General features: G+C 62.7%; 20 protein-coding genes. 14 read left to right on the forward strand and 6 right to left on the reverse strand.

Going from position 1 to position 24,092, the window contains the following annotated elements:
• Positions 1 to 22 precede the first annotated feature (22 nt).
• Positions 23 to 3,013 carry a sensor histidine kinase gene (locus tag GCM43_RS18515; protein WP_152247003.1) on the reverse strand — a complete coding sequence of 997 codons (2,991 nt, stop codon included), beginning with the start codon at positions 3,011 to 3,013 and terminating at the stop codon, positions 23 to 25.
• A gap of 176 nt (positions 3,014 to 3,189) precedes the next feature.
• On the opposite strand from GCM43_RS18515, the gene GCM43_RS18520 reads away from it, so the two are divergent.
• Positions 3,190 to 3,480 carry a hypothetical protein gene (locus tag GCM43_RS18520; RefSeq protein WP_152247005.1) on the forward strand — a complete coding sequence of 97 codons (291 nt, stop codon included), beginning with the start codon at positions 3,190 to 3,192 and terminating at the stop codon, positions 3,478 to 3,480.
• 9 nt (positions 3,481 to 3,489) lie between these two features.
• On the opposite strand, the gene GCM43_RS18525 is transcribed toward GCM43_RS18520, so the two are convergent.
• The 3 genes from GCM43_RS18525 to GCM43_RS18535 form a co-directional block, all read right to left on the reverse strand.
• Complete coding sequence (locus GCM43_RS18525) at positions 3,490 to 3,678, reverse strand: hypothetical protein (protein WP_152247007.1); 189 nt, start codon at positions 3,676 to 3,678, stop codon at positions 3,490 to 3,492.
• Between the two features lie 303 nt (positions 3,679 to 3,981).
• Positions 3,982 to 4,560, reverse strand: a complete 579-nt coding sequence (sodB, locus tag GCM43_RS18530) for a superoxide dismutase [Fe] (protein ID WP_152247009.1) — start codon at positions 4,558 to 4,560, stop codon at positions 3,982 to 3,984.
• A 140-nt stretch (positions 4,561 to 4,700) separates the two neighbouring features.
• The gene (locus tag GCM43_RS18535) at positions 4,701 to 5,723 is read right to left on the reverse strand and encodes a LacI family DNA-binding transcriptional regulator (RefSeq protein ID WP_152247011.1); all 1,023 of its coding nucleotides are present in this window, start codon (positions 5,721 to 5,723) and stop codon (positions 4,701 to 4,703) included.
• 516 nt (positions 5,724 to 6,239) lie between these two features.
• Between GCM43_RS18535 and GCM43_RS18540 the strand changes: the two genes are divergently transcribed.
• The 6 genes from GCM43_RS18540 (at position 6,240) to GCM43_RS18565 (ending at position 14,492) form a co-directional block, all read left to right on the forward strand.
• The gene (locus tag GCM43_RS18540; RefSeq protein WP_152247013.1) at positions 6,240 to 7,595 is read left to right on the forward strand and encodes an extracellular solute-binding protein; all 1,356 of its coding nucleotides are present in this window, start codon (positions 6,240 to 6,242) and stop codon (positions 7,593 to 7,595) included.
• Between the two features lie 8 nt (positions 7,596 to 7,603).
• Positions 7,604 to 8,593: a carbohydrate ABC transporter permease gene (locus tag GCM43_RS18545; RefSeq protein ID WP_226929549.1), complete on the forward strand. Its 990-nt coding sequence runs from the start codon at positions 7,604 to 7,606 to the stop codon at positions 8,591 to 8,593.
• A complete protein-coding gene (locus tag GCM43_RS18550) occupies positions 8,590 to 9,438 on the forward strand; it encodes a carbohydrate ABC transporter permease (protein WP_152247015.1) in 849 nt (282 codons plus the stop codon). The genes GCM43_RS18545 and GCM43_RS18550 overlap by 4 nt, the downstream gene beginning before the upstream one ends.
• 54 nt (positions 9,439 to 9,492) lie before the next feature.
• A complete protein-coding gene (locus GCM43_RS18555; protein WP_226929550.1) occupies positions 9,493 to 10,863 on the forward strand; it encodes a GH1 family beta-glucosidase in 1,371 nt (456 codons plus the stop codon).
• Between the two features lies 1 nt (position 10,864).
• Positions 10,865 to 11,905 carry an ABC transporter ATP-binding protein gene (locus GCM43_RS18560; RefSeq protein ID WP_152247019.1) on the forward strand — a complete coding sequence of 347 codons (1,041 nt, stop codon included), beginning with the start codon at positions 10,865 to 10,867 and terminating at the stop codon, positions 11,903 to 11,905.
• Positions 11,906 to 12,014: 109 nt separating this feature from the next.
• The gene (locus tag GCM43_RS18565; protein ID WP_152247021.1) at positions 12,015 to 14,492 is read left to right on the forward strand and encodes a TonB-dependent receptor; all 2,478 of its coding nucleotides are present in this window, start codon (positions 12,015 to 12,017) and stop codon (positions 14,490 to 14,492) included.
• Between the two features lie 263 nt (positions 14,493 to 14,755).
• Here the strand turns inward: GCM43_RS18565 and pdxR are convergent, their stop codons facing one another.
• Entirely contained in the window at positions 14,756 to 16,294 is a 1,539-nt protein-coding gene (pdxR, locus tag GCM43_RS18570; RefSeq protein ID WP_152247023.1) for a MocR-like pyridoxine biosynthesis transcription factor PdxR, read from the reverse strand.
• Between the two features lie 151 nt (positions 16,295 to 16,445).
• Between pdxR and GCM43_RS18575 the strand changes: the two genes are divergently transcribed.
• Entirely contained in the window at positions 16,446 to 17,630 is a 1,185-nt protein-coding gene (locus GCM43_RS18575) for a benzoate/H(+) symporter BenE family transporter (RefSeq protein ID WP_461653582.1), read from the forward strand.
• Between the two features lie 30 nt (positions 17,631 to 17,660).
• Here GCM43_RS18575 and xseA read toward each other — a convergent pair whose 3' ends face one another.
• Positions 17,661 to 19,019 (reverse strand): exodeoxyribonuclease VII large subunit, encoded by a 1,359-nt coding sequence (gene xseA, locus GCM43_RS18580; RefSeq protein ID WP_152247027.1) that lies wholly within the window; start codon positions 19,017 to 19,019, stop codon positions 17,661 to 17,663.
• A gap of 1,122 nt (positions 19,020 to 20,141) precedes the next feature.
• On the opposite strand from xseA, the gene GCM43_RS18585 reads away from it, so the two are divergent.
• The 6 genes from GCM43_RS18585 (at position 20,142) to adk (ending at position 24,066) form a co-directional block, all read left to right on the forward strand.
• Entirely contained in the window at positions 20,142 to 20,747 is a 606-nt protein-coding gene (locus tag GCM43_RS18585; RefSeq protein WP_152247029.1) for a MotA/TolQ/ExbB proton channel family protein, read from the forward strand.
• Positions 20,744 to 21,187 (forward strand): ExbD/TolR family protein, encoded by a 444-nt coding sequence (locus GCM43_RS18590; RefSeq protein ID WP_152247031.1) that lies wholly within the window; start codon positions 20,744 to 20,746, stop codon positions 21,185 to 21,187. Before GCM43_RS18585 ends, GCM43_RS18590 begins: the two co-directional genes overlap by 4 nt.
• A gap of 10 nt (positions 21,188 to 21,197) precedes the next feature.
• Positions 21,198 to 22,247 carry a tetraacyldisaccharide 4'-kinase gene (gene lpxK, locus GCM43_RS18595; protein ID WP_152247033.1) on the forward strand — a complete coding sequence of 350 codons (1,050 nt, stop codon included), beginning with the start codon at positions 21,198 to 21,200 and terminating at the stop codon, positions 22,245 to 22,247.
• Positions 22,228 to 22,404 (forward strand): Trm112 family protein, encoded by a 177-nt coding sequence (locus GCM43_RS18600; RefSeq protein WP_152247035.1) that lies wholly within the window; start codon positions 22,228 to 22,230, stop codon positions 22,402 to 22,404. The genes lpxK and GCM43_RS18600 overlap by 20 nt, the downstream gene beginning before the upstream one ends.
• A 2-nt stretch (positions 22,405 to 22,406) precedes the next feature.
• On the forward strand, positions 22,407 to 23,159 hold the full coding sequence (gene kdsB / locus GCM43_RS18605; protein WP_152247037.1) for a 3-deoxy-manno-octulosonate cytidylyltransferase: 753 nt from the start codon (positions 22,407 to 22,409) through the stop codon (positions 23,157 to 23,159).
• Positions 23,160 to 23,409: 250 nt separating this feature from the next.
• Positions 23,410 to 24,066, forward strand: a complete 657-nt coding sequence (adk, locus tag GCM43_RS18610; protein WP_152247039.1) for an adenylate kinase — start codon at positions 23,410 to 23,412, stop codon at positions 24,064 to 24,066.
• Positions 24,067 to 24,092 lie beyond the last annotated feature (26 nt).

A 24,092-nucleotide genomic window follows, 5' to 3' on the forward strand; every position in this document is an offset into this window, starting at 1 on the left:
AGATCGCCAACCATGGCTGCGTTCAGTACGCAAGCGGCGCTGGCACCACCACTTCGATCTGCGTGCCCACGCCTGGCTGGCTGACTATCTCCAGGCTGGCGCCGATGGCGGCGGCGCGCTCGCGCATGCCGGGCAGGCCCCAGTGGCCGGCGCGGTGGCCCGTTTGCGTGACCGTCTCGTCCAGGCCGCAACCGTCGTCGCGCACGCGCAGCGTAAAGTCATCCTCCCCGTAATACAGTTCCAGCGTGAGCTGCTGCGCTTCGGCATAGCGTGAAGCGTTGAACAGCGCTTCGCGCGCAATGGCATAGATTTCATCGTGCACGCGCGGCTGCAGCCGGCGCTGGCGTCCGCGTATCTCCGTGCTGAAGGCGTGCGCACGGTGTTCAGCCAGGCCTTTGCCGAATTGCTGCAGCGCCAGGCTCAGTTCATCGGCCGACGCCGAGGCGCGCAGGTCCATGATCCGGTCGCGCCCTTCGATCAGCAACTGATCGGCCAGGTTCAGCGTGCCGTCCAGGCGCGCCCGTTCGCGCGTGCCCTTAGGCAGCACATCGACATGCGCATGGAACGACAGGATCAGCGCCTGCACGCTTTGCAGCAGCGTGTCGTGCAGCGAGCGGGCGATGCGCGAGCGCTCGTCGAGCCGCTCCTGCAATCGCTCCTGCAGCCGTTCGTGCAGGCGCCGCGTCAGATGGCGCATGCGCAGCGCCCAGGCGCCATACAGCAGCAGCGCGCCGCCCAGCGCCAGCAGCACCACAAACCACGGCGTTTCCATAAAGGTTGGCGCGATGCGAAACTCCAGCGTGGCGCCCTGGTGGTTCCAGACCTGGTCCTCATTGGCCGCCACGACCTCGAAACGGTAGTTGCCCGGCGCCAGATTGGTATAGCTGGCGTCGCGGTGCAGGCCGGTTTCCTGCCACTGCCGGTCGACGCCGGAAAGGCGGTAGCGCAGGCGCACGCGCTCGGGCATGGACAGGCTGAGCGCCGTAAAGGCGATCTGCAGATTGCGGCTGCCTTCGGGCAGTTGCAGCAGCGGGCGGCCAGCGATGACATGGCGTACGCCGTCAGACGTCAGCGACTCGATCTGCACCGGCGGCGCCAGCGCATTGCGCCGGATATGGTGCGGATCGAGCGTGGCGATGGTGCTGCCGGTAGAGAGCCACAGCAGGCCATCGGCGCCTTGCATCAGCGTGGGCACCGGGCGTAACTGCGCGGCGTGTCCCTGCAGGCCATCGAGCGCGTCGAAGCGTTCAAAAGGCACGGGCAGGGCAGGCTCGGCCAGCCAGGCGGCCATGCTCGGTGCGTCAATATGATAGAGCCCGTCGGCACCATGCAGCCACAGGTCACCGGCCGGCAGGCGCACGATGCCCGATATGCCGCGAAAGGTTTCACCCTGCACGCCGTGCAAGGCGGCAAAGCGGCCTGCCTGGTACAGCGCGACGCCATGTTCGCCGCCGGCCCAGATATGCTCACCGTCGCGGTACAGCTGCAGCACGGTACCGATCTGCAGTCCATCGGCGCTGCCGATGCGCCGCGTGCTGCGCTTGCCCTCGCCATTGGGCGGCGCTACCTGCGTAATGATATTGTCGGCATTGCCCAGCCATAGCGTGCCGTCGGCGCCCAGCACCATGGCCGTTGTCAGCGAGGTGGGCAGCCCGGTCAGCCCACCGTCACGCGTCCAGCTGCCATGCGCCAGCCGGAACAGGCCGGCGCCGGAGAACGATGCCCACAAGGCGCCGTCGCTTTCCTGCAGCAGGGCCTGGGCGTCGAGGCCATGCGCTTCGGCCGGCGCGGCCACGGCGGTGACGCGGCCATCGCGCCCGCGCCGGCGCAGGCCCTCGTCATTGCCCAGCCATAGCGTGCCGTCAGCGGCCCAGTAGCTCGCTGACAGGTGGCCGGGCAGTTCGCGTTTTTGCAGGCCGCTGGCGGTATAGCTGCCGATATCGCCCGCATAGTCGCCGATCCAGACCGAGCCATCGGGGCCTGGCAGCATGCCGGGATGGTCAAACGGTTGTGCTACCGCCAGTGTTTTCAGGCGGTTGGGGCGCAGCCGATCCAGCCCGGCGCTGGTGCCGAACCACAGATTGCCTTCGCGATCCTGGTAGCTCGATTGCGGCAGCGGTCCGCTGATGCCGTTCTGGCGCGTCAGCCGCTGCGCTGGCGCCATCGGGTCGCCAGGCACGAACTTGCGCTCGAGCCCGTCGCGCTGCATCAGCCACATCTGGCCGCTGCGGTCAAAGCGCATGCCGGTGCCGTGTGCATCGGGCTTGATGGTTGTGCCATCGGCTGGCGCCGAGCGGCGCACGCGATAATAATTGTCGCTGGTGTCGACGGCCCAGATGGTGCCGTCCGGCCCTTCGGCCATGCTGGCCAGCATGCCGGGGCGCGGCCAGGCGTGGCTGAATGTAACTTTGCCGGGCGGACGAAAAAACACGCCATCGGCGGTGCCCATCCACTGCGTGCCATCGCGTCCGAACAGGATCTGGTAGACGCGCCGCGATGGCAGGTTGACGTTTTCGCCCTGCATCTCGAAACGCTGCGCACCCGGCGCCAGGCGCGCCGCGCCATCGCGCGTGCCGACCCAGATGGCGCCGTCGGGCGCCACTTCGACATGGAATACCGCGCCCGTGGGCAAGCCGTCGGCGGCGCCATAGGTGCGGCTGCTCTGCGGGCGAAACACGCTGATGCCGCCCAGTCGGTAACCGACCCACAGCGCGCCGTCGGCGGTGGCGGCCAAGCCCAGCACATTGTTCGACGGCAGGCGATGGCCATACACGCTGTCGGTGCGCTCGAACTGCACGCCGTCATAGCGGTACAGGCCGATGGCAGTGGCGATCCACAGCCAGCCGTCGCGCCCCTGCGCAAATTTCAGTACATCGACCGGTGCCCCTTGCACGGCGCCCCAGGCATTGTGTGTGTAGTCCGATAGCAAAGGCGTGGGAGCGGTTGCGCTACAGAACAGATGCAGTGCCGCCAGCGGGGCGGCAATCAGGTAGCGCAGCGGTTGAAAAAGCATGGGGAGCGGCGATAGAAAGCAGTGGATGCAAAAATCGATTATAGACCAGCCAGTTCGACTGCGGTCTTGTGTTCAGGCCTCGACGGCAACGCGCACAAGTTGCCAGACAGGCAGTAAAATAGTGACTGGCATGCGAGACAGCAAGGTCATGGGCATGCGGCCGACAAGGAAACGATATGCAGGTATTCTGGATGATCTGGGGTGGTGCGGTGGTGGGCATCCTGCTGCTGGCAAGCTGGATTGAAATCAACGGCGCGCGCAACGGCTTCCTTGGCGCCAATGGTATTTTTCTGTTTACCAGCGGCTACCTGACGGTGTTCAGCAGCCCGATCCTGTTTGTCGTCACCTGGATCTGGAGCAGTTTTCTTACCGCACTGCTGGTGTGGGTGACCGGCGCCATCGTGTATGCCGCGCTGTTTGCGCTGATGCTGCAGGTAATCGACAGGCTGACGCGCAAGCCGTCCTGAGTCGCTCGCTTAGAGCGCTGCTTTTTCTTCGGCGCTCAGGCGTTTGGCGCTGACGTAGACCACATGCGTGACCACTTCGCTGACGGCCGGCGCTTGCGCGGTGCGCAGTGACGGCACCGAAGCGGTGGCCATGCTGGCGGCGGCCGCCACGGCGATAACGGCGATAACGATGGCTTCCATGTATTTGGCGATGTTCATTTTATGCTCCCTGGTTGGTCTGGTTGACTGTCTTGCGTGCTGCGATGAGTGAACTTTAATATGATCAACCTGGCATCGCCACCGGCATGCGATAAAACGTCGAAATGGCGGCACAGGCGGGACCCAGACCGTGATGAAACGCAGTGCCAGCGCAGGTGGCGGCGCCGGTCGACCGGCATCTGCAGCAGGGGCAGTAACCAGCAGGGTTCTGCAGCCATAAAAAAAGAAGCCAGTGCCAGCGGCAAAGGCTTCTTCTTGCAACACAGGCCGCAGGGGCGGCCTGTCGTATCGGCAAAAACGCGCTTACGCGAAGTTCTTGGCGACGAATTCCCAGTTCACCAGGCCCCAGAACGTTTCAACGTACTTGGCGCGCAGGTTGCGGTAGTCGATGTAGTAGGCGTGTTCCCAGACGTCGCAGGTCAGCAGCGGGGTGTCGCCGGTGGTCAGCGGGCAGCCAGCGTTCGAGGTGTTGACGATGTCAACCGAACCGTCGGCTTTTTTTACCAGCCAGGTCCAGCCGGAACCGAAGTTGCCGACGCACGACTTGGTGAATTCTTCCTTGAATTTGTCGAACGACGACCATTTTGCGTTGATCGCGTCAGCCACGGCACCGGTAGGTGCGCCGCCGCCGGCTGGCTTCATGCCGTTCCAGTAGAACGTGTGGTTCCATACCTGGGCTGCATTGTTGAAGATGCCGCCGGACGATTTCTTGATGATCTCTTCGAGCGACAGGTTCTCGAACTCGGTGCCCTTGATCAGGTTGTTCAGGTTGGTGACATACGCCTGGTGATGCTTGGCATAGTGGTATTCCAGCGTTTCTTTCGAGATATGTGGCGCCAGGGCGTCCATAGCGTACGGCAGTGGTGGCAGGGTATGTTCCATGTGATGTCCTTTATGGTGATTGTTCGGTCAATCCGGCCGCGGCCGGACAGTCGAGCAAAGTATTCTTGCTGAACGAACCACTATTGTAAAGCGGATGGCACTTCGTTGCTGAAGCGCGCACGCAAATTGTGATATGACGATCAGCCGCGCACGCGGCGCGTGGTTTCGCGCACCACCAGTTCGAGCGGCGGGACAGCGGCGCGCACGGTTTCGCCGTGGATCAGCCCGAGCAGCGTTTCGGTGGCAATGCGGCCGATATCGTACAGCGGCTGGCGGATGGTGGTCAAAGGCGGGGTGGTATAGGACGAGCCGGGCAGGTCATCGAAGCCGACCAGCGAAATATCGTCAGGCACGCGGATGCCCTTGCGGTACAGGCACAGGCGCGCGCCGTAGGCCGACAGGTCGTTGGCGGCAAACACGGCGCTGAACTGCTGCTGCGTGTCGAACAGATGGTTCATCGCCAGCATGCCGCTCGCTTCATGGAAATCGCCCTCGGCCACCAGTTTCGGTTCAAGCGCGATATCGGCTTCGCGCAGCGCGCGCTGGTAGCCGGCCAGGCGTTCAGCCGCGTCGGTGTTGTTGGCAGGGCCGGCAATAAAGGCAATGCGGCGGTGCCCCAGTTCGATCAGGTGGCGCACCGCCAGCCAGGCGCCGTATTCGTTGTCGAGCTTGAAGCCGATCGCGCTGGTGGTGGCCAGTTGCCGGCCGGTTGATACCACCGGGCGCTGCAGCGAAAACTCGAGCACGCTGTCGTCCGAAATGCGTCCCGACAGCAGGATAATGCCGTCGACCTTGCGCGCCAGCAGCAGGCGGATACGGTCGGCTTCCTCCTGCGCATTCCAGTGGCCGCTGACGATCACCGACGCGTAGCCGGTGTCTTTCAGGCCATCGTCGACGCCGCGCAGGCTTTCATCGAAAAACGGGCTGGAGATATCCTGCACCACGATGCCGATCGTCATCGAGCGGCCTTTTTTGAGCGCCTGCGCCATCTGGTTGGGTGCAAACTTCATCTGAGCAATGGCCGCCAGCACGGCGTCACGCTTGTCGTCCGACACCCGCGCCGTGCCGTTGAGAATGCGTGACACCGTGCTGGGCGAGACGCCAGCCTGGCGCGCCACGTCGAGCAGGGTGGAAGGTGGGGCGGCGTGGCTGGTGTCGTTCAAGGCAGATCCTGGATTCAAGTGGCAGGCTTTCAGTGTTCTGAAAACCTTTTCAGGGTAGCGTATCACATTGCGGGCTGGGCTGGGAGGAGAGATAGCTGCCGCCCGCCGTAACCTCAACGCTGCAAATGCCGGTTGCAGAATCGCCTGGTCGCATCCTGATGCGCAGATCACGTAGGTCGGATTAGCGCGCAGCGCGTAATCCGACAACATTGTTGGCGTCAACGGTATTGTCGGATTACGGCCCCTGCGGAGCCTAATCCGACCTACGCGTTCTCCTGAATGCGTTGAGGGTAGCAAGATCATCAACCGTAATTTGAAAACGTTTTCATAAAAAACAACAGCAATTTTTTTTCTATCTTCATAGGAGAAAAGGCTTGCAAGCGTGCCGTCAGACAAGTCCGATAAAATAAAATGACAACATTTTTGGTTGACTTGCGTTTTATTGCGGTGTTAAATGAAGCCATGTTGTGAAAACGTTTTCAAAATAGAAGACGCTCAAAAACGGAGACAAAATCAATGAAGTCAAGCATCCTGGGCGCCAGCTCTCTGGTCGCGCTGGCCGCCGGTACGCTGGCCGCCAGTGCCTACGCGGCCACACCGGCCACACCGGCGACGCCTGCCCGTCCTGCAGCATCGGCCATAACCGCGCCATCGAGCGCAACCGCGCCAGCGCCAGTCCTGCCGCCGCTGGCCCCTGCCACCATTACCGTCGCATCGTTTCCCGATCTCGACCGCGCCGTCAAAAGCGCGCTGCCGATCTGGGAAAAGATGTACCCGCAGGTCAAGGTCAAGCTGGTCAGCCTGCAGATCGACGACCATCACAATTCCATGACCACCGCGCTGGCGGCCGGCGCGCGCCTGCCGGACGTGATGGCGATCGACTTTCGCTACGTGGGCAGTTTTGCCGAGTCGCGTGGCATGGAAGACCTGCTGCAGGCGCCGTACAGCGCCGGCCAGTACCGCGCACAGTTCGTGCCATTTACGTTTGTGCAGGCGACAAGCTCGCGTGGCGCGCTGGGCGCCATGCCGGCCGATCTGGGGCCGGGCACGCTGTTCTACCGCAAGGACCTGATGGACAAGGCCGGCATCAAGGAAAGCGACCTGACTGCCTCGTGGGAGTCGTATATCGCAGCCGGCAAGAAGCTCAAGGCCGCCACCGGCGTGTACCTGCTGGCCGGCGCCAGCGACCTGGCCGATATCGTTATCCGCGCCAACCTGAAGGACGGCGAAGGCATCTACTTCGGCGACAAGGGCCAGGTACTGGTCGATTCGCCCCGTTTTGTGCGCGCGTTCGAGCTGGCGAAAGCGGCGCGCGTGGCCGGTATCGATGCGCGCACGGTGGCCTGGACCGGTGAATGGGCCGAAGGCTTCAAGCGCGACAAGGTGGCCAGCCAGATGATGGGCTCCTGGCTCAGCGGCCACCTGGCCAAGTGGCTGGCGCCCGACTCAAAAGGGCAGTGGCGGGCGGCCAGCCTGCCGGCAGGGGCGCTGGCGTCGTATGGCGGCTCGTTCTACGGCATCCCGAAAAAGGCCGCCAACAAGGCGCAGGCCTGGGAGTTCATCAAGTTCATGACGGTCAACAAGGACATCCAGCTCCATTCGCTGGGTGAGATCGGCGCCTTTCCAGCCCTGAAAGCGGCCTACGCCGACCCGATGATGGACGAGCCGCAGGCCTACTTCGGCGGCCAGAAAACGCGCTTGCTGGCGCGCGACACGGCCGCGAAGATCCCCGTAATCCGTGTCGACAAATTCGACGCCGTGGCGCGCGATATCGTCAATATGGAACTGGAAAGCGTGCTGGCGCAAAACAAGGATATCAAGCAGGCGCTGGCTGACGCCAAGGCCCTGATCACCCACCGCGCGCGCCGCTAGGAGCTGCCATGAATCATCCTTCAACGCCATCGCCGTCCATGACACGGGACCAGCTGGCGCAGGCCTCGTCACGTCCGGCGAAAAAGCGCTTCGACAGCAGGAAATGGGCGCCGTACCTGTTCATCAGCCCGTTCTTTATCCTGTTTGCCGTCTTCAGCCTGTTTCCGCTGCTGTTTTCGATCTACCTGTCGTTCAACCAGTGGGAAGCGGCCAGCGGCATCGAGGCGATGCAGTGGGTGGGGCTCGACAACTACAAATATGCCTTGAGCGACCCGTGGTTTTTGCGCTCGCTGGGCAACACCGTCTGGCTGGCGCTGGCCTCGGGCGTGCCGCAGCATCTGGTGGCCATTCCGCTGGCGGCATTTATCCACCACCGCCTCAAGCGCTCGCGCAACCTGGTCATCGGCATCTACTTTTTGCCGTTCATTACCTCCAGCGTGGCCATTGCCATGGTGTTCAATACGCTGTTCTCGCGCGAATACGGCCAGATCAACGTGCTGCTGCAATGGTGCGCCAGCCTGCCGCTGGTCGGCGGCCTGTTCCCAAGCGAGTCGATCGACTGGCTGGGCAGCTCGCTGTTTATCAAGCCGGCTGTCGCCTTTGTGATTTTCTGGCGTTATCTGGGCTGGAATCTGGTGCTGTATCTGTCTGCGCTGCAGGTGATCCCGAAGGACCTGTACGAGGCGGCCACCATCGACGGCGCCACGCCACGCCAGCAGTTCTGGTACATCACGCTGCCGCAGCTGCGCCCGATGATCTACCTGGCCGTGACGCTGACCATCATGGGCAACCTGCAGCTGTTCGAGGAGCCGTTCGTGCTGGTGGCCGAGTCGAGTGGCGTGAGCCAGTCGGTGATGACGACTGCCATCTTTGTCTACAAGACGGCGTTTTCATCGGGCGACTTCGGCACCGCGTCGGCCATTTCCTGGCTGCTGTTCCTGATCATTGCCAGCACCACCTGGGTCAACAACCGTATTTTCAAGGAAGGAAAGCGATGAGCGCCGTCAAGAACCGATCCGCCAACCACGTTGGTGCACGCTGGTCGGCCTACGCCATGGTCGCCGTCGGCGCCATGATCATGGTGGCGCCGTTCTATTTCATGTTCGTGTTTGCCACCCATACCAGCGCCGAGATCTACAGCCTGCCGCCGCCGCGCTGGTTCGGCACGGCGCTGTGGAATAACCTGGAATTGCTGCAGGAGCGCCTGCCGTTCTGGCGCAATATCGGCATCAGCCTGTATGTGGCCCTGATGACGACGGCGCTCACGCTGTTTTTCTGTTCGCTGGGTGGCTACGCGTTTGCCATGTACGAGTTCCGCTTCAAGCGTCCATTATTTACGCTGGTGATGGCCTCGATGATCATCCCGTCGTTCATGAACATGATCCCGACCTTTATGCTGATGGATTTCCTCGGCTGGCTCGATCAGCCGCGCGCGCTGTATGTGCCAGGTGCGGCCGGTGCGCTGGGCATTTTTCTGATGCGCCAGTATATCGGCACGGCCATTCCGAAAGACCTGATCGAGGCGGCGCGCATCGACGGCTGCGGCGAATTTGCCATCTACTGGCGCGTGGTGCTGCCGCTGATCGGCCCGGCCCTGGGCACGCTGGGCCTGATCACGTTCATCAACTCCTGGAACAACTTCATCACGCCGCTGGTGGTCATGCGTTCGGTCGAGAACTACACCATTCCGCTGGCGCTGCGCAGCATGCAGGCGCCCAACAATACGGAGTGGGGCGCGCTGATGACGGGCGCCGCGATTGCCGTGCTGCCGTTACTGCTACTGTTTTTTGTGGCCTCGCGCCGCCTGATCGAAGGGCTGACGCAAGGCGCCGTCAAAGGCTAAGTCATTCCATACCATTTCATGTCATTCCACTCCCAACCAGCCGAGCTGACACTCATGCATAACGACGATATCGATATTCACTTCCCCCCCAGTTTTACCTGGGGTGTGGCCACCAGCGCCTACCAGATCGAGGGCGCAGCCGCGGTCGACGGGCGTGCGCCCTCGATATGGGACACCTTCAGCCACGAGCCGGGCAAGATCATCGATGGCAGTAACGGCGACGTGGCCTGCGACCATTACCACCGCTATGCCGAAGACGTGGAGCTGATTGCGTCCCTGGGCGTGGGCGCCTACCGCTTTTCCATGTCCTGGTCGCGCGTGCAGCCGAGCGGCTCGGGTGCCTGGAACGAGGCGGGCTTCGATTTTTATTCGCGTCTGCTCGACGCGCTGGCCGCCAAGGGCCTGGCCGCGCACCTGACGCTGTATCACTGGGATCTGCCGCAGGCGCTGCAGGACGAGGGCGGCTGGCTCAATCGCGCCACCTGCTACCACTTTGCCGCCTATGCCGCCGAAGTGGCGCGCCGCTTCGGGCACCGCGTGGCCACTATCGCCACCCATAACGAACCGTGGTGCACGGCGGTGCTGGGCCATGCAACCGGCCAGTTTGCGCCCGGCATCGCCGATCCGGTCGCCGCCGTGCAGGTGTCGCACCATCTGCTGCTGTCGCACGGGCTGGCGATGCAGGCCATGCGCAGCGTCAAGCCGTCGGCGCAGCTGGGCATCGTATTGAATCAGTGGACCGCCACGCCGGCCACCGACAGCGCGCAGGACCGCGATCTGGCCGAGATGGAATATGCGCGTTCGGTGCAGTGGTATATGGACGCCATCTTCAAGGGCCGCTACCCGGCATTGGCCCTGAAACATCCCGATACACAAACTTTGGCCATCTTTGAAAACGATTTCAACGATATTAAACAGCCCATCGACTTCCTTGGCGTGAACTATTACACGCGCGCTTTTGTCAGCGGCGAGACGCCGCCGAGAAAACCCGAGGCCAAACTGGGCCTCAACGATATGGGCTGGGAAACCTATCCGCAGGGGCTGACCGAGCTGCTGGTCGGGCTGCACCGCGAGTACCGCCTGCCGCCCGTGTATATCACCGAGAACGGCATGGCCGTGGCCGACCGGCTCGAGCAGGGCCGCGTGCACGATGCGCCGCGCATCGAGTATGTGCGATTGCATCTGGACGCGCTGCGCGCCGTGATTGCACAGGGCATCGACGTGCGCGGCTATTTCTACTGGTCGCTGATGGACAATTTCGAATGGAATTCCGGCTACGCCAAGCGTTTTGGCCTGCTGTATGTCGATTACGCCACCCAGCAGCGCACCTTCAAGGACAGCGCGCTGTGGTACCGGGACCTGATCGCCAGCGAGCGCGCCGCGCACGCAGAAGCGCCGGCCATGGCGCTGGCCGGGGAGGGCTGAGATGGCGGCCATTTCCCTGCGCGGCATCCGCAAGACCTATGGCGACGGTCCCGAGATCGTCAAGGGTCTCGATCTCGATATCCACGACGGCGAGCTGATGGTGTTTGTCGGGCCGTCCGGTTGCGGCAAGTCGACCCTGCTGCGCATGATCGCCGGCCTGGAAGACATCAGCGCCGGCCAGCTGCGTATCGGCGACATGCTGGCCAACGATGTGCCGCCGGCCGAGCGCGGCATTGCCATGGTGTTTCAGAGCTATGCGCTGTACCCGCACATGACGGCGCGCGAGAACATGGGCTTTGCGCTGAAGCTCGCTGGCCAGCCGTCGCAGTCCGTGCGCAAGGCGGTCGACAAGGTGGCCGAGATCCTGCAGATCACCCATCTGCTCGAACGCAAGCCCAAGGCGCTGTCGGGCGGCGAACGCCAGCGCGTGGCGATTGGCCGCTCGATCGTGCGCCAGCCCAAGGTGTTCCTGTTCGATGAGCCGCTGTCGAACCTTGACGCCTCGCTGCGCGTGCAGACCCGCATCGAACTGGCCAAGCTGCACCAGGAGTTGGGCACCACCATGATCTATGTCACGCATGACCAGGTCGAGGCGATGACGCTCGGCGACCGCGTGGCCGTATTCCATGGCGGCCACCTGGAACAGGTTGGGGCGCCGCTGCAGCTGTACCGCCAGCCGGCCAGCCAGTTCGTGGCCGGCTTTATCGGCGCGCTACGCATGAACTTCCTGCCCGCAGCGCTGGTGCCGGCGCTGTCTGCAGCGCTGGGCGCCGAGCCGGGCATGCTGATCGGCGTGCGTCCCGAGCATCTGCGCCTGACGCCACGCGGCGAAGGCTATGGCGCCAGCGTGGTGCTGATCGAGCAGCTCGGTGACGCGCAGATCGTCCATGCCCGGCTCGACGGCAGCGAGCAGGCGGTGGCCATCAAGCTGCACGGCGAAATGCGCCATGCGCTCGATACCGGCAGCGCGATCGGCTTTGCACCGGAAGAAGGCCATGCCCATCTGTTTGACGCAGCCGGCCGCGCCGTGGCGACCCATTGAGATGGAGGACGACATGACCCGACTGTGATCGCCCCGGAGCCGCAACCATCCTAGTGCAACAAGCCATAGAGCTTTGACTTACACCAACCAAGTGGTACAGGAGACAAACATGCATCAACTCAAACGCAAACCGATCGCCCTCAGCCTGGCGCACGCCACCTTTGCCCAGCTGCTCTTGCTCAGCTGCGGCGCAGCCCTGGCGCAGCAGTCCGACACAGCCTCCGCACCCGCTGACAGTGCCAGCGAGTCGGCCGCTGCAACCAGCGCCGCGCCGATGGAGCGCATTATGGTCACGGCCACGCGCCGCAATACCTTTGTGCAGGAAACCCCGCTGGCGGTCACCGCCTTCAACCAGGACACGCTGCAGAACAACCAGGTCAAGGACCTCGCTTCGCTGGCTGTCATGGTGCCCAGCCTGGTGGTCGAGCAGCATGGCGATTCGGGCGGCGTCCACGTCTACATGCGCGGCGTCGGGTCGGCCAACCACACCGAGCTGGGCGACCCGGCCGTGGCCTTCTACGTCGATGGCGTGTATTCGCCGCGTCCGCAAGGCGCCACCGCGCTGATGTATGACCTGTCGCACGTCGAGGTGGCGCGCGGTCCGCAAGGCACGCTCAACGGACGCAACTCCACCGCCGGCGCAGTCAACCTGGTATCGGGCGCTCCCAGCACCGCCAAGCTGTTCGGCTCGGCCGGCATTACCGTCGGCGAGAACCGCCATCTGCAGACGCAGGGCATGATCAATATCCCGCTCTCCGACGATGTGGCGCTGCGCATTGCCGCCATCAAGGACAGCCATGACGGCACGGTCGACTTCCGCCGCGGCTCGAACGTGATGCCGGGCGCCGCCAAATACGGCGCCGGCGACCAGATGGGCGCGCGCGCCTCGCTGCTGTGGAAGATCACGCCCCACTTGCGCGGCACCTTCATCGCCGATTACTTCCTCGACCAGGGCTCGGGCAACGTCTACCTGGCGGCCGAACCGAAACCCGGTGAAAAACTGCGCTCGGCGCTGATCGATACGCCGGGCACGCTGGACCAGTCCATCCTGACCTACAAAGGCAAGCTCAACTGGAAGCCGACCGAGGCGCTCGACTTCACTTACCTGGGCAGCTGGAGCCGCTACAAGCGCCAGAATGCCAACGACGCCGATGCCGGCCTGTTCCCCGGCTTCAAGTCGGAAAACCGCACCGACTGGGCGCAGTTCGACAGCTACTCGCACGAGCTGCAGGCGCGTTCGGACGACGAGGCGCCGTTCCAGTGGGTGGCCGGCCTGTTCCTGTTCAACGAGAAGAACAAGGTGCGTTTCGATATCGACCGCAGCCAGATTTCACAGGCCGCCGTGCAGCAGGATATCGCCAACGGCGCGGTGATTTTCGTGCAGCCGACGGTGGGCCAGTACGCCTCGTCGATGTCGTTTATCCAGGGTGACCGCCAGCTGAAATCGAAGGCGGTGTTTGGCCAGGTCAGCCAGCAGGTCACCGACCAGATCAAGCTGACGGCCGGTGCGCGCTACACCAAGGATCATAAATTCGATATCGGCGGCCAGAACTGGGCCTGCCCGAACTGGCCGGCCAATACCCCGCTGGGCACCACGGTGCTGACACCGGATCAGTTGGCGCAGCTGGTCAGGCCCGGCACCGGACTGGCCAATACGCACAATATCGGCCCTGGCGGCGCGATCACGGCGGCAAGCTGCGGCAATACCCCTGGCGACAATACGGCCGACCTGAAATACGGCCAGGCCACCTGGCTGGGCCGCATCGAATACAAGCTGCGTCCGGACATCCTGGTATTCGGTTCGGTGACCACCGGTTTCCACTCGCCGGCCATCGGCGACGGCGGCGCCACCACCAAGCCTGAAAAACTGACCAGCTATGAAATCGGTTTCAAATCTGACCTGCTCAATCGCCAGCTGACGCTCAACCTCGACGCCTTTTTGATGAAGTACAAGGACAAGCTCGAGTCGCAAGTGGTCAACAGCGTGCTGGCCAACTTCAATGCGGCCGGCGCCACCGTCAAGGGCCTGGAAGCGGAGTGGGTATGGCGCCCGACGGCAGTGGACCGCCTGACCGGCAACGCCACCTGGTTGAAGGCCCAGTATGATGATTTCATGTCGTGCGACGTCGATGCGGCGCGCGCCAACGGCCAGGCTTGCGGCTCGACCGCGCCGCTGGTTAATGTGGGCGGCAGCACCATGAAGCATGCACCCAAGTTTGCCACCACCATCCAGTACGAGCGCGATTTCTCGTTCGCTGGCGGCATGCTGACACCGCGCGCCTCGGTGCACCATGAAACCATGTCGTATGTCGGCGCCGGCGCCTTCAATGACGACGTGCCGGGCCATGCGGGTGTGAAGAAACAGGAAGCCTACACCACGCTCGACCTGAGCCTGCGCTTCCAGCCGGCCAACAAGGCTTATACCGTGGAGGCATTCGTGCAGAACGCCACCGACAAGGCCGTCAAGCTCGACGTCAACGAGATCTGCACCGATGTGGGCATGCCATGCCAGCCGACGCAGCAGATCTACGGCGCGTTCTACAACGCACCGCGCACGTATGGCGCGCGGGTGTCGATGAAGTTCTAGTCTCGGCGTTGGATAGCAATGTCGGATTACGCGCTGTGCGCTAATCCGACCTACGGCTCGATGGCGGATATCGATGTCGGATTACGCCCTGCGGGCTAATCCGACCTACGGTTCCCAATATTCCGCGTAGGTCGGATTAGCCGGAACGGCGTAATCCGACAACATCGTTACGGTTTGCAATATTCCACGCAGGTCGGATCATCCGGAACGGCGTAATCCGACAGCATCGCAAACCTGCAAAGCATCAGCAGCACAGCAAGGCCTCAGTAGCGCTTGGCCGGGTGGCAACGCCCGGCCTTTTTTAATATGCGCAGCACCTCGGCAAGTTCCGTCACGGCCACCTCCAGTTCATGCGGCGCATGGGCGGCAAAGCCCATCAGAAAGCCACTGCGGTGCGGCGTTATTGCATGCAGGGCGCTCAAACCCAGCAGGTCGATGCCGGCCCGGCGCGCCGCATCCAGCGCGTGTGTTTCATCGATCCCGCCGGTCAGCAGGCAGGGCATCTGCATGCCGCCATCGGGCACACATGGTTCAAGAAAATCGGCCAGGTGCTGGCGTACCAGTTGCGCCAGCACGTCGCGCCGCGTGGCGTAGACCGCGCGCATGGTGCGCACATGGGCGCCAAAGTGGCCGCCGTCGATAAAGCGCGCCAGGGTCAGTTGCGGGATCGGTGCGCTGTGGCCGTCAAGCAGGGTGCGCGCCACCGTCATCGGCGCCACCAGGGCCGGCGGCAGCACCATGTAAGCGATCCTCAGGCCCGGAAACAGCGATTTGCTGAAGGTGCCGATATAGATCGTGCGCGCATGCCGGTCCAGTCCCTGCATGCAGGCGGTGGGCTTGCCGGCGTAATGAAATTCGCTGTCGTAGTCGTCCTCGATGATCCAGCCCTGCTGCTGCCTGGCCCATTCGATCAGCGCCAGGCGCCGCTCCAGCGACAGCGTCGCGCCCGTGGGGAACTGGTGCGATGGCGTGACAAAGACCGCTCTTGCCGGTGTGCCGGAGGCTTCCAGCGTGGCGGCGTGTTGCGCCAAGTGCTCGACCTGCATGCCGTTGGCGTCGACGGGCACCGGCACGCAGGCCAGCCCGGCTGCCTCGAAGGCCTTGCGCGCGCCGTGGTACATCGGGTCTTCCACGAATATGGCCTCGCCCGGATCGAGCAGTACCTGGGCGCACAGGGTCAGCGCCTGCTGGGAACTGGTCAGCACCAGCACGCGGTCGGCGCTGGCGTGCGCACCGCGTTCCAGGTTGATGTAGTCGGCAATGGCGCGCCGCAGTTCCTCCATGCCTTGCGGGGCACTGTGCAGCAAGGCGCGCGTGCCATGCTGTTTCAGCACCTGGCGTTCCAGCCGTTCCCAGGTCGACAGCGGAAAGCTGCGTGTCTCCGGTACGCCGGGCGCAAAGGCGCGCGGGGCCAGGAATTCGCGCACGCCGCCGCTATGGAGCATGGTGCTGCCGCGCGCGCTCAGGCGGTGTAGCGGTGGGCTGGCGGCGTCGCCCCGGGCCGGCTGGCTGCCGCCGGCCAGGCATTGCGTGCGCGCTGAAACGTAGCTGCCGCTGCCGACGCGCCGCTCGATAAAGCCTTGCGCATGCAGCTGGCTGTAGGCCGCTTCCACCGTATCGCGCGACACGCCCAGCGATAGCGCCAGCGCGCGGGTGGCCGGCAGCGGCTTGCCTGCATCGAGCACCCCGTCGAGTATCAACTGGCGCACGGCGCGCTGCAGGCGTGCATGCAGCGGCAGGGCGCTATTGGCGGGGTCGTTGATCCAGCTTTTGACGGAGTCGAGTTGGGCGTGTTTGAACAATTGGTCTGTATTGCTATCAAAAAATGGCGGGGCGCAGCCAGCCATTTTAAAACTATAAAGACGGTTTGCACCATGTGTTTATTCAGGAGCCGTTCAATTCATGTCATCCCCTTCATCCCCATTATCACCATTGTCACCATTGCCTGCTGCCATGCCGGCAGCGCCGCTGCGCTGGCGCGATCTGATCCATCCGGTCGTGGCCGGCTTTGTATCCGTGATCGTCAATTATGGCGGCACGTTTATCCTTGTTTTCCAGGCTGCCAGGGTGGCCGGGCTCAGTGCCGAACTGACCGCTTCCTGGGTCTGGTCAATCTCGATTGGTGTGGGCGTCACGGGCATTGTGCTGAGCGTGCTGATGCGCGCGCCCATCATCACCGCCTGGTCAACGCCGGCTGCGGCCTTCCTGGTTACGGCGCTGGCCAGTACGCCTTATGAACAGGCCGTCGGCGCCTACCTGGTCTCGGCTGCCGCGTTCGTGGTGCTGGGACTGTCAGGCTGGTTCGACCGCGTGATCCGCATGATACCGCCTGGCGTGGCGGCCGGCCTGCTGGCCGGCATCTTGCTGCAATTTGGTATCGGCGCCTTTGGCGGCATGCGTGCCGAGCCGCTGCTGGCCGCCTTGCTGATCAGCGCCTACCTGGTGCTCAAGCGCTGCTCGGCGCGCTATGCGGTGGTGGGCGTGCTGGTGCTGGGATTGGCCTATCTGCTGCTGCAATGGCGCGTCGACCTGTCCGGCCTGCGACTGGAGCTGGCAGCGCCGGTGTGGACCACGCCGGTGTTTTCAGTCAACGCGATCTTCAGCGTGGCCTTGCCCTTGTTTCTCATTACGCTGACCGGCCAGTACATGCCGGGCATGCTGGTGCTGCGCAATGACGGCTACCGCAGCAGCGCCAGTCCGATCGTCACCGTCACCGCACTGGGCTCGCTGCTGATGGCGCCGTTCGGTTCGCACGCCTTCAATCTGGCGGCCATTACGGCGGCCATCTGCACCGGCCGCGAGGCGCATGAGGATCCGTCCAGGCGCTGGATTGCCGGCGTCGCTGCCGGCCTGCTGTATATCCTGGTGGGTGTCTTCGGGGTCACGCTGGCGGCCCTCTTCATGGCTTTCCCGGCCACCTTCATCAGCACGCTGGCGGGGCTGGCGCTGCTGGGCACCATCGGCAGCAGCCTGGCCAACGCCATGCAGGATGTGCGCACGCGCGAGGCCTCGCTGATCACCTTTTTGGCCGCTGCCGCCAATATCAGCTTGCTGGGCATCGGCGGGGCATTCTGGGGACTGGTGATCGGCCTGGGCGCGCATGCGGTGCTGCATGGCCGTCTGCCGAAAAAGTCATGACGGCCATCAGACCGCCCGATGGCGTCGGCCTTATTCCAGCGTGGCCTGTACGCTGGCGATGCCGACCTGCGCACTGCCTTCGGCCAGGCGTACATTGACGGCCTGGCGCGCCTGCAGCTGCGCCGGCGAGCGCACCACCTGGCCTTTTTCATCGCGCACGATGGCGTAGCCGCGTTCGAGCGTGCGCTGCGGGTTGAGCAGTTCGAGCTGCGCTGACAGCGCGCCCAGTTGCTGGCGCCGGCGCGCGAGCAGCTGCGCCATGGCCGCGCCGTTTCGGCGCTGCGTCTCCTGCAAGCGGGTACGCGCGACGCTCGCGTCGGGCCGCAGCGCGCTCCAGCGATGGCGCAGCCGGTCCAGCGCATGGATCGACTGGTTCAGCGGCGCGCGCGTGGCGTGCGTCATGGCGGTAGCCAGCGCCAGCAGCTTCAAACGCTGCTGGTCGATCTGCGCGGTGGGCTTGAGCAGGCGTCGGCTGTGGCGGTCCAGCGTTTGTGCTGCGTCGTCAAGCGTGCGACGCATGGCGCGGCGCAGGTCGGTGGCGTCGGCGTGCAGCGAGCCGAGCCAGTCGGCGCGCGGGGTGGCGGCCAGTTCGGCAGCGGCCGTTGGCGTGGCCGCGCGCAGGTCGGCGGCAAAGTCGGCAATTGTGAAGTCGGTTTCGTGGCCCACGCCGCTGATGACCGGCATGCTGGCGTCGGCAATCGCCCAGGCGACGGCTTCGTCGTTGAACGACCACAGGTCTTCGATGCTGCCGCCGCCGCGGCATACCAGCAGCACGTCGCATTCGGCGCGGTCGGACGCGGTGCGGATGGCTTGGGCGATTTTTTCGGGCGCCTGCTGTCCCTGCACCGGGGTCGGGTACAGAATAATCGATACATGCGGCGCGCGTCGCTGCAGGGCTGTGAGCACATCGCGCAAGGCCGCTGCCTGCGGGCTGGTGACAATGCCGATGGTGCGCGCAAACATCGGGATGGCGCGCTTGCGCTCCTGGTCGAACAGGCCTTGCGCTGCCAGCTTTTCCTTGAGCCGCTGGTAGGCCTCGAACAGCGCGCCCACGCCGGCGCGGTGGATCGCTTCCACATTGATCTGATAGTCGCCGCGCGCGCCATACAGGGTGACGGTGGCGCGCACCTCGACCTTGTCGCCTTCGCGCGGAATAAAGCCCGCATATTGGGCGCGGCCGCGGAACATCACGGCGCGTACCTGGGCCGCATCGTCCTTGAGTGTGAAATACCAGTGGCCGGAGCTGGCACGCGTGAAGTTGGACACTTCGCCGGCAATCCAGGTCAGCGAAAACGAGCGCTCGAGCAGGCGTGCAACGGCCTGGTTCAGGGCGCTGACGGTGAGCACGGGTGGCGCGGCAAAGCCGCTTTCAACGGGAGTATCGATCATGTTCTGGGGCGTTGGGAACGGCAACTGTCCACATATTATCGGCGAGGTCATGCTTATGTCATATATCGCGTAAAACAACAAGGATTATTTGCAAGTGATTGATTTTGATCATGAATTTTGGCATGCCTGATTTGCGTGCAGCGGGGAAAAGTCCTTATGTATCAAGCACATCAGTAACGCAGCCGGCACTTGCGCACAAAGTTATCCACAGAAAATGTGCGAAACTTTTGACTTGGCTTATCACTGCGATAGCAAGCCCTGTTTGAAGCGGAATAAAACCACTGATCAATTTTTACGCATGGAAAAAAATCGTTGATAAATCAATGGTTTGAATTGATATGCTGGCCCTTGCTCACAATTTTATCCACAGAATATGTGCAAAACCGGATAAATCATTGTGACGCGGAGCATGCTTTTCCACCGGATATCCGCCCAGTTTGTCTGCCTTTTTTTTAAGCGAAAGGAAAAATGTGTTTAAAATCAATGGGTTTATTGCGAGGCATGGTGCTTGCTCACAATCTTATCCACATTTTTTGTGCGGAACTGCGTACGCGGTGGAAAACCGCCGTTTTGATGCGCGGATCAAGCATGGGAAGGCTGATTTTCGGTCTTTGCTCGATTTTTATGCAGGACAATAAAAACCATATAAATCAAGCTACTTGGAAGCTATTTTTGTGCTTGCGCACAATCTTGTCCACAGTTTGTGTGCAGAACCACGCATCTTCCGGATGCTGTCTTGTGTTGAACTCTGCCTTATTTTTAATCATGGAAATTAGTTCTTTTAAAATCAATGAGTTAACTCAATTCAGGGCGCTTGCGCACAATCTTGTCCACAGTAAATGTGAAGAACTTCGCTTTCGATAATTATTTGTCATTGACTAATGTCTCGCAGCTGCTATGCCTGAATTTTATGCATGGGTAAAATAGTTAAATAATTCAATGGCTTAGGGTTGGATGCGCGCGCTTGCGCACAATCTTGTCCACAGTATTTGTGTAAAACCGGCGCCATAGCGTCATGGCAGGTGCATCCGCCTCTTGCCGCCAGCGCCGCAACGCGCTACATTGCGCCATCCATCGTCTCGGCGCGCCGCCGGGATGCCATGTCCACCACAGGAGTTTTAGTTGCTTGATATCTTCCAGGCCGCCGGCTGGCCCATCTGGCCTTTGTTGATCGCTTCCATTGTTGCCCTGGCGCTGATTATCGAGCGCCTGCTGTATTTGCGGCGCGCGCGCATTCTGCCGCGCAAGCTGTTCGATGAAGTGGTGCAGGTCTACCGCAACGGCAAGATCACGCCCGATACCGTGGCCAAGCTGGAAGCGAACTCGCCGCTGGGCGTGGTGCTGGCCGCTGCGTTGCGCAATGTCAACGCGCCGCGCGAGGTGATGAAGGAATCGATCGAAGAGGCCGGCAGCGGCGTAGCCCATGTGCTCGAACGCTTCCTGACCACGCTGGGCACGATCGCCACGCTGGCCCCACTGATGGGTTTGTTTGGCACGGTGGTCGGCATGATCGAGATTTTCGGCGCGCAGAACGCCAGCGGGGCCAATCCGGCCCAGCTGGCGCACGGTATTTCGGTGGCGCTCTATAACACCGGCTTTGGCCTGGCCATTGCCATGCCGGCCGTGGTGTTCTACCGCCATTTCCGCGCGCTGGTCGACAGCTTCGTGATCGACATGGAGCAGCAGGCCGTGAAATTCGTTGACCTCGTCCACAGTGGCCGCCAATGAACTTTCGCAAAGGACGGGCGCGCGAAGAGCCTGAAATCAACCTGATCCCGTTTATTGACGTGCTGCTGGTGATCCTGATCTTCCTGATGGTCAGCACCACCTACAGCAAATTTACCGAACTGCAGATCACGCTGCCGACCGCCGATGCCGAACAGGCCAAGGAACGTCCGCAGCAGATCGATGTGACGGTCGACGCCAAGGGCAATTACACCGTCAATCGCCAGCCGGTCTCGTTCCGCGATGTGGCCGGCCTGGCCGACGCGCTCAGGCAGGCGGCCAGCGCTGCCAACGGCGGCAAGGCGCCGGCGCAAACGCCGGTGGTGGTGCTCAATGCCGACCAGTTCGCGATGCACCAGATGGTGATCAACGTGATGGAAGCGGCGCGCCTGGCCGGCTATGAAAAGCTGACGTTTGCGGCGCAAACTGGCGGTAACAAATAAATATTTGCTGATGTCATCTGCTTCCCAACTTGAGTCAACCCTGACCCGCGCCTGGTTGCGCCGCGGCCCGCTCGCTTGCTTGCTGTGGCCCGTGTCGCTGCTGTTTGGCGGACTGAGCGCTGTGCGCCGCAGTCTGTATCGCGCCAAGCTGATCAAGTCGCAGCGCCTGCCGGTGCCGGTGGTGGTGGTCGGCAATATCTTTATCGGCGGCACCGGCAAGACGCCGCTGACGATCTGGCTGGTGCAGGCGCTGCGCGAAGCGGGCCTGCGCCCGGGCGTGATCTCGCGCGGCCATGGCAGCGCCGGCAGTGCGCCGCGCGACGTGACGGTCGACTCCACGCCGCAGCAGGTGGGCGACGAGCCGCTGCTGATCTTCCAGCGCGGCGAGTGCCCGGTGGTGGTCGGGCGCGACCGCGCGCAGGCGGGCAGGGCGCTGCTGATGGCCCACCCCGAGGTCGATATCGTGGTGACCGACGACGGCTTGCAGCACTATGCGCTCCAGCGCGACGTGGAAATCGTGCTGTTCGACGGCCGTGGCGCCGGCAATGGCTGGCTGTTGCCGGCTGGCCCGCTGCGCGAGTCGCCCGGGCGCCGGCGCGACGTTACGGTAATTAATGCACCGCAACTGGCGCCCGACCTGGTGGCGCAGGTGGCGCCGGGTGGCGGGCTGGTAGTGCAGATGCTGTTGGCCGGCGACGTGGCCGAACAGCTGGTTGACCGCAGCGTGCGCCAGCCATTGGCCAGCCTGGCGGCCAGCGGCCAGCGCATGGTGGCGGCGGCCGGCATCGGCAACCCGCAGCGCTTTTTCAGTATGCTGCGTGCTGGCGGCCTGCAGTTTGCCGAACTGCCTTTGCCTGATCATCATGATTTCCTGGATCAACCATTTGCTGCACTGGACACCGATGTGATCTTGATCACCGAGAAGGATGCAGTAAAATGTGCGCAAATTGAATATCTCAAAGACGACCCGAGACTGTGGGTGGTCCCGGTCAGCGCACGCATCGATAGCGTGCTGGCCCAACAAATTGTGGAGAAATGTCGTGGACGCTCGACTGCTTGATATCCTGGTCTGCCCTGTATGCAAGGGCCCGCTTGAACATGACAAAAAGGCGCTGGAACTGATTTGCCGCGCCGACCGCCTCGCTTATCCTATCCGTGACGGCATCCCCATCATGTGGGCCGACGAAGCGCGCACGCTGCAAGACGCAGTCGAATAAGCATGTCGTTTATCGTCATTATCCCGGCGCGCCTGGCCTCGACGCGCCTGCCCAACAAGCCGCTGGCCGACCTGGGCGGCAAGCCGATGGTGGTGCGCGTGGCCGAGCAGGCTGCCTTGTCGGGCGCCTCGCGCGTGATTGTGGCTACCGACCATGAAGACATCCGCGCCGCCTGCGCCGCGCATGGCGTGGAAGCATGCATGACGCGCAGCGACCATCCGTCGGGTACCGACCGCATTGCCGAAGTGGCGCGCACGCTGGCGCTGCCAGCCGATGCCGTGGTGGTCAACCTGCAGGGCGACGAGCCGCTGATCGATCCAGGCCTGCTGGCCGCCTGCGCTGCGCTGATCGGCGATGCCGTGCCGATGGCCACCTGCGCCCATCGGCTGCACGAGGCGGCCGATGCCTTCAATCCGAACGTGGTCAAGGTGGTGCTCGACAAATCCGGGCGTGCGCTGTATTTTTCGCGCGCCACCATCCCGTGGCACCGCGACGGCTTTTCGCAGTCGAAGGACGCGCTGCCGGCCGGCTATGTGCCGCTGCGCCATATCGGCCTGTATGCCTACAGCAATGCCTTCCTGCAGACTTATCCCACGCTGGACGCCTCGCCGCTCGAGGCGATCGAGGCGCTTGAGCAGTTGCGCGTGCTCTGGCATGGCTATGCGATTGCCGTGCATGTGACGGACTCTGAACCGGCCGCCGGCGTCGACACCCCCGACGATCTGCTGCGCGTGCAGGCCCATTACCGGTCCTGACTCTCCTGCCACGCGCCAGCTGCATGACGGCTGGCGCATAAATAAATTAGCACCTTCTGCACCAAAAACCACATTTTCAATGGCCGGTGTTTATAAATGCTGGCTTTGATCAATCAAGGCATGCCAAATTGCTACCAGACTGGCGTTCCGGTGATTTTTTGTGGTAAGTTTCGTCAGGAAAGATAGTCATTGCAGCACCATCTAAAAATAATTACACCATCCCATCCAAAATCTGTTTTTTAGGAACATCATGCGTTTGATACTGTTAGGAGCACCTGGCGCCGGCAAGGGCACCCAAGCTAATTTCATTAAAGAAAAATACAATATTCCGCAAATTTCCACCGGCGACATGCTGCGTGCCGCCATCAAGGCCGGTACCGAGCTGGGCCTGGCCGCCAAGAAAGTCATGGATGCCGGCGGCCTGGTGTCGGATGACCTGATCATCGGCCTGGTCAAGGAGCGCCTGAAAGACGCCGATTGCGCCAATGGCTATCTGTTCGACGGTTTCCCGCGCACCATTCCGCAAGCGGACGCCATGAAGGACGCCGGCGTCAATGTCGACTACGTGCTGGAAATCGATGTGCCGGACGACTCGATCATCGAGCGCATGGACGGTCGCCGCAGCCACCCGGGTTCGGGCCGCGTGTACCACGTCAAGTTCAATCCGCCCAAGGTCGAAGGCGTCGATGACGTGACCGGCGAACCTTTGATCCAGCGTGACGACGACAAGGCAGAAACGGTCAAGAAGCGCCTGGACGTGTACCACAACCAGACCAAGGTGCTGCTCGGTTACTACAACGATTGGGCGCAGTCGGGCTTGCCTGGCGCACCGAAATACCGCCGCATTACCGGCGTCGGCCCGGTCGAGCAAATCCGCGACAGCGCATTTGCCGCCCTGGCAGAATAAGGCAGCACCGAAGCGGACCACAGTGT

This window comes from Janthinobacterium aquaticum (assembly GCF_009208565.1).
Taxonomy (GTDB): domain Bacteria; phylum Pseudomonadota; class Gammaproteobacteria; order Burkholderiales; family Burkholderiaceae_D; genus Janthinobacterium.

Coding starts and splice junctions, on each gene's coding strand:
- GCM43_RS18515 (WP_152247003.1), bottom strand. CDS start 3,013: ATGCTTTTTCAACCGCTGCGCTACCTGATTGCCGCCCCGCTGGCGGCA.
- GCM43_RS18520 (WP_152247005.1), top strand. CDS start 3,190: ATGCAGGTATTCTGGATGATCTGGGGTGGTGCGGTGGTGGGCATCCTG.
- GCM43_RS18525 (WP_152247007.1), bottom strand. CDS start 3,678: ATGAACATCGCCAAATACATGGAAGCCATCGTTATCGCCGTTATCGCC.
- sodB (WP_152247009.1), bottom strand. CDS start 4,560: ATGGAACATACCCTGCCACCACTGCCGTACGCTATGGACGCCCTGGCG.
- GCM43_RS18540 (WP_152247013.1), top strand. CDS start 6,240: ATGAAGTCAAGCATCCTGGGCGCCAGCTCTCTGGTCGCGCTGGCCGCC.
- GCM43_RS18545 (WP_226929549.1), top strand. CDS start 7,604: ATGAATCATCCTTCAACGCCATCGCCGTCCATGACACGGGACCAGCTG.
- GCM43_RS18550 (WP_152247015.1), top strand. CDS start 8,590: ATGAGCGCCGTCAAGAACCGATCCGCCAACCACGTTGGTGCACGCTGG.
- GCM43_RS18555 (WP_226929550.1), top strand. CDS start 9,493: ATGCATAACGACGATATCGATATTCACTTCCCCCCCAGTTTTACCTGG.
- GCM43_RS18560 (WP_152247019.1), top strand. CDS start 10,865: ATGGCGGCCATTTCCCTGCGCGGCATCCGCAAGACCTATGGCGACGGT.
- GCM43_RS18565 (WP_152247021.1), top strand. CDS start 12,015: ATGCATCAACTCAAACGCAAACCGATCGCCCTCAGCCTGGCGCACGCC.
- GCM43_RS18575 (WP_461653582.1), top strand. CDS start 16,446: ATGCCGGCAGCGCCGCTGCGCTGGCGCGATCTGATCCATCCGGTCGTG.
- xseA (WP_152247027.1), bottom strand. CDS start 19,019: ATGATCGATACTCCCGTTGAAAGCGGCTTTGCCGCGCCACCCGTGCTC.
- GCM43_RS18590 (WP_152247031.1), top strand. CDS start 20,744: ATGAACTTTCGCAAAGGACGGGCGCGCGAAGAGCCTGAAATCAACCTG.
- lpxK (WP_152247033.1), top strand. CDS start 21,198: ATGTCATCTGCTTCCCAACTTGAGTCAACCCTGACCCGCGCCTGGTTG.
- kdsB (WP_152247037.1), top strand. CDS start 22,407: ATGTCGTTTATCGTCATTATCCCGGCGCGCCTGGCCTCGACGCGCCTG.
- adk (WP_152247039.1), top strand. CDS start 23,410: ATGCGTTTGATACTGTTAGGAGCACCTGGCGCCGGCAAGGGCACCCAA.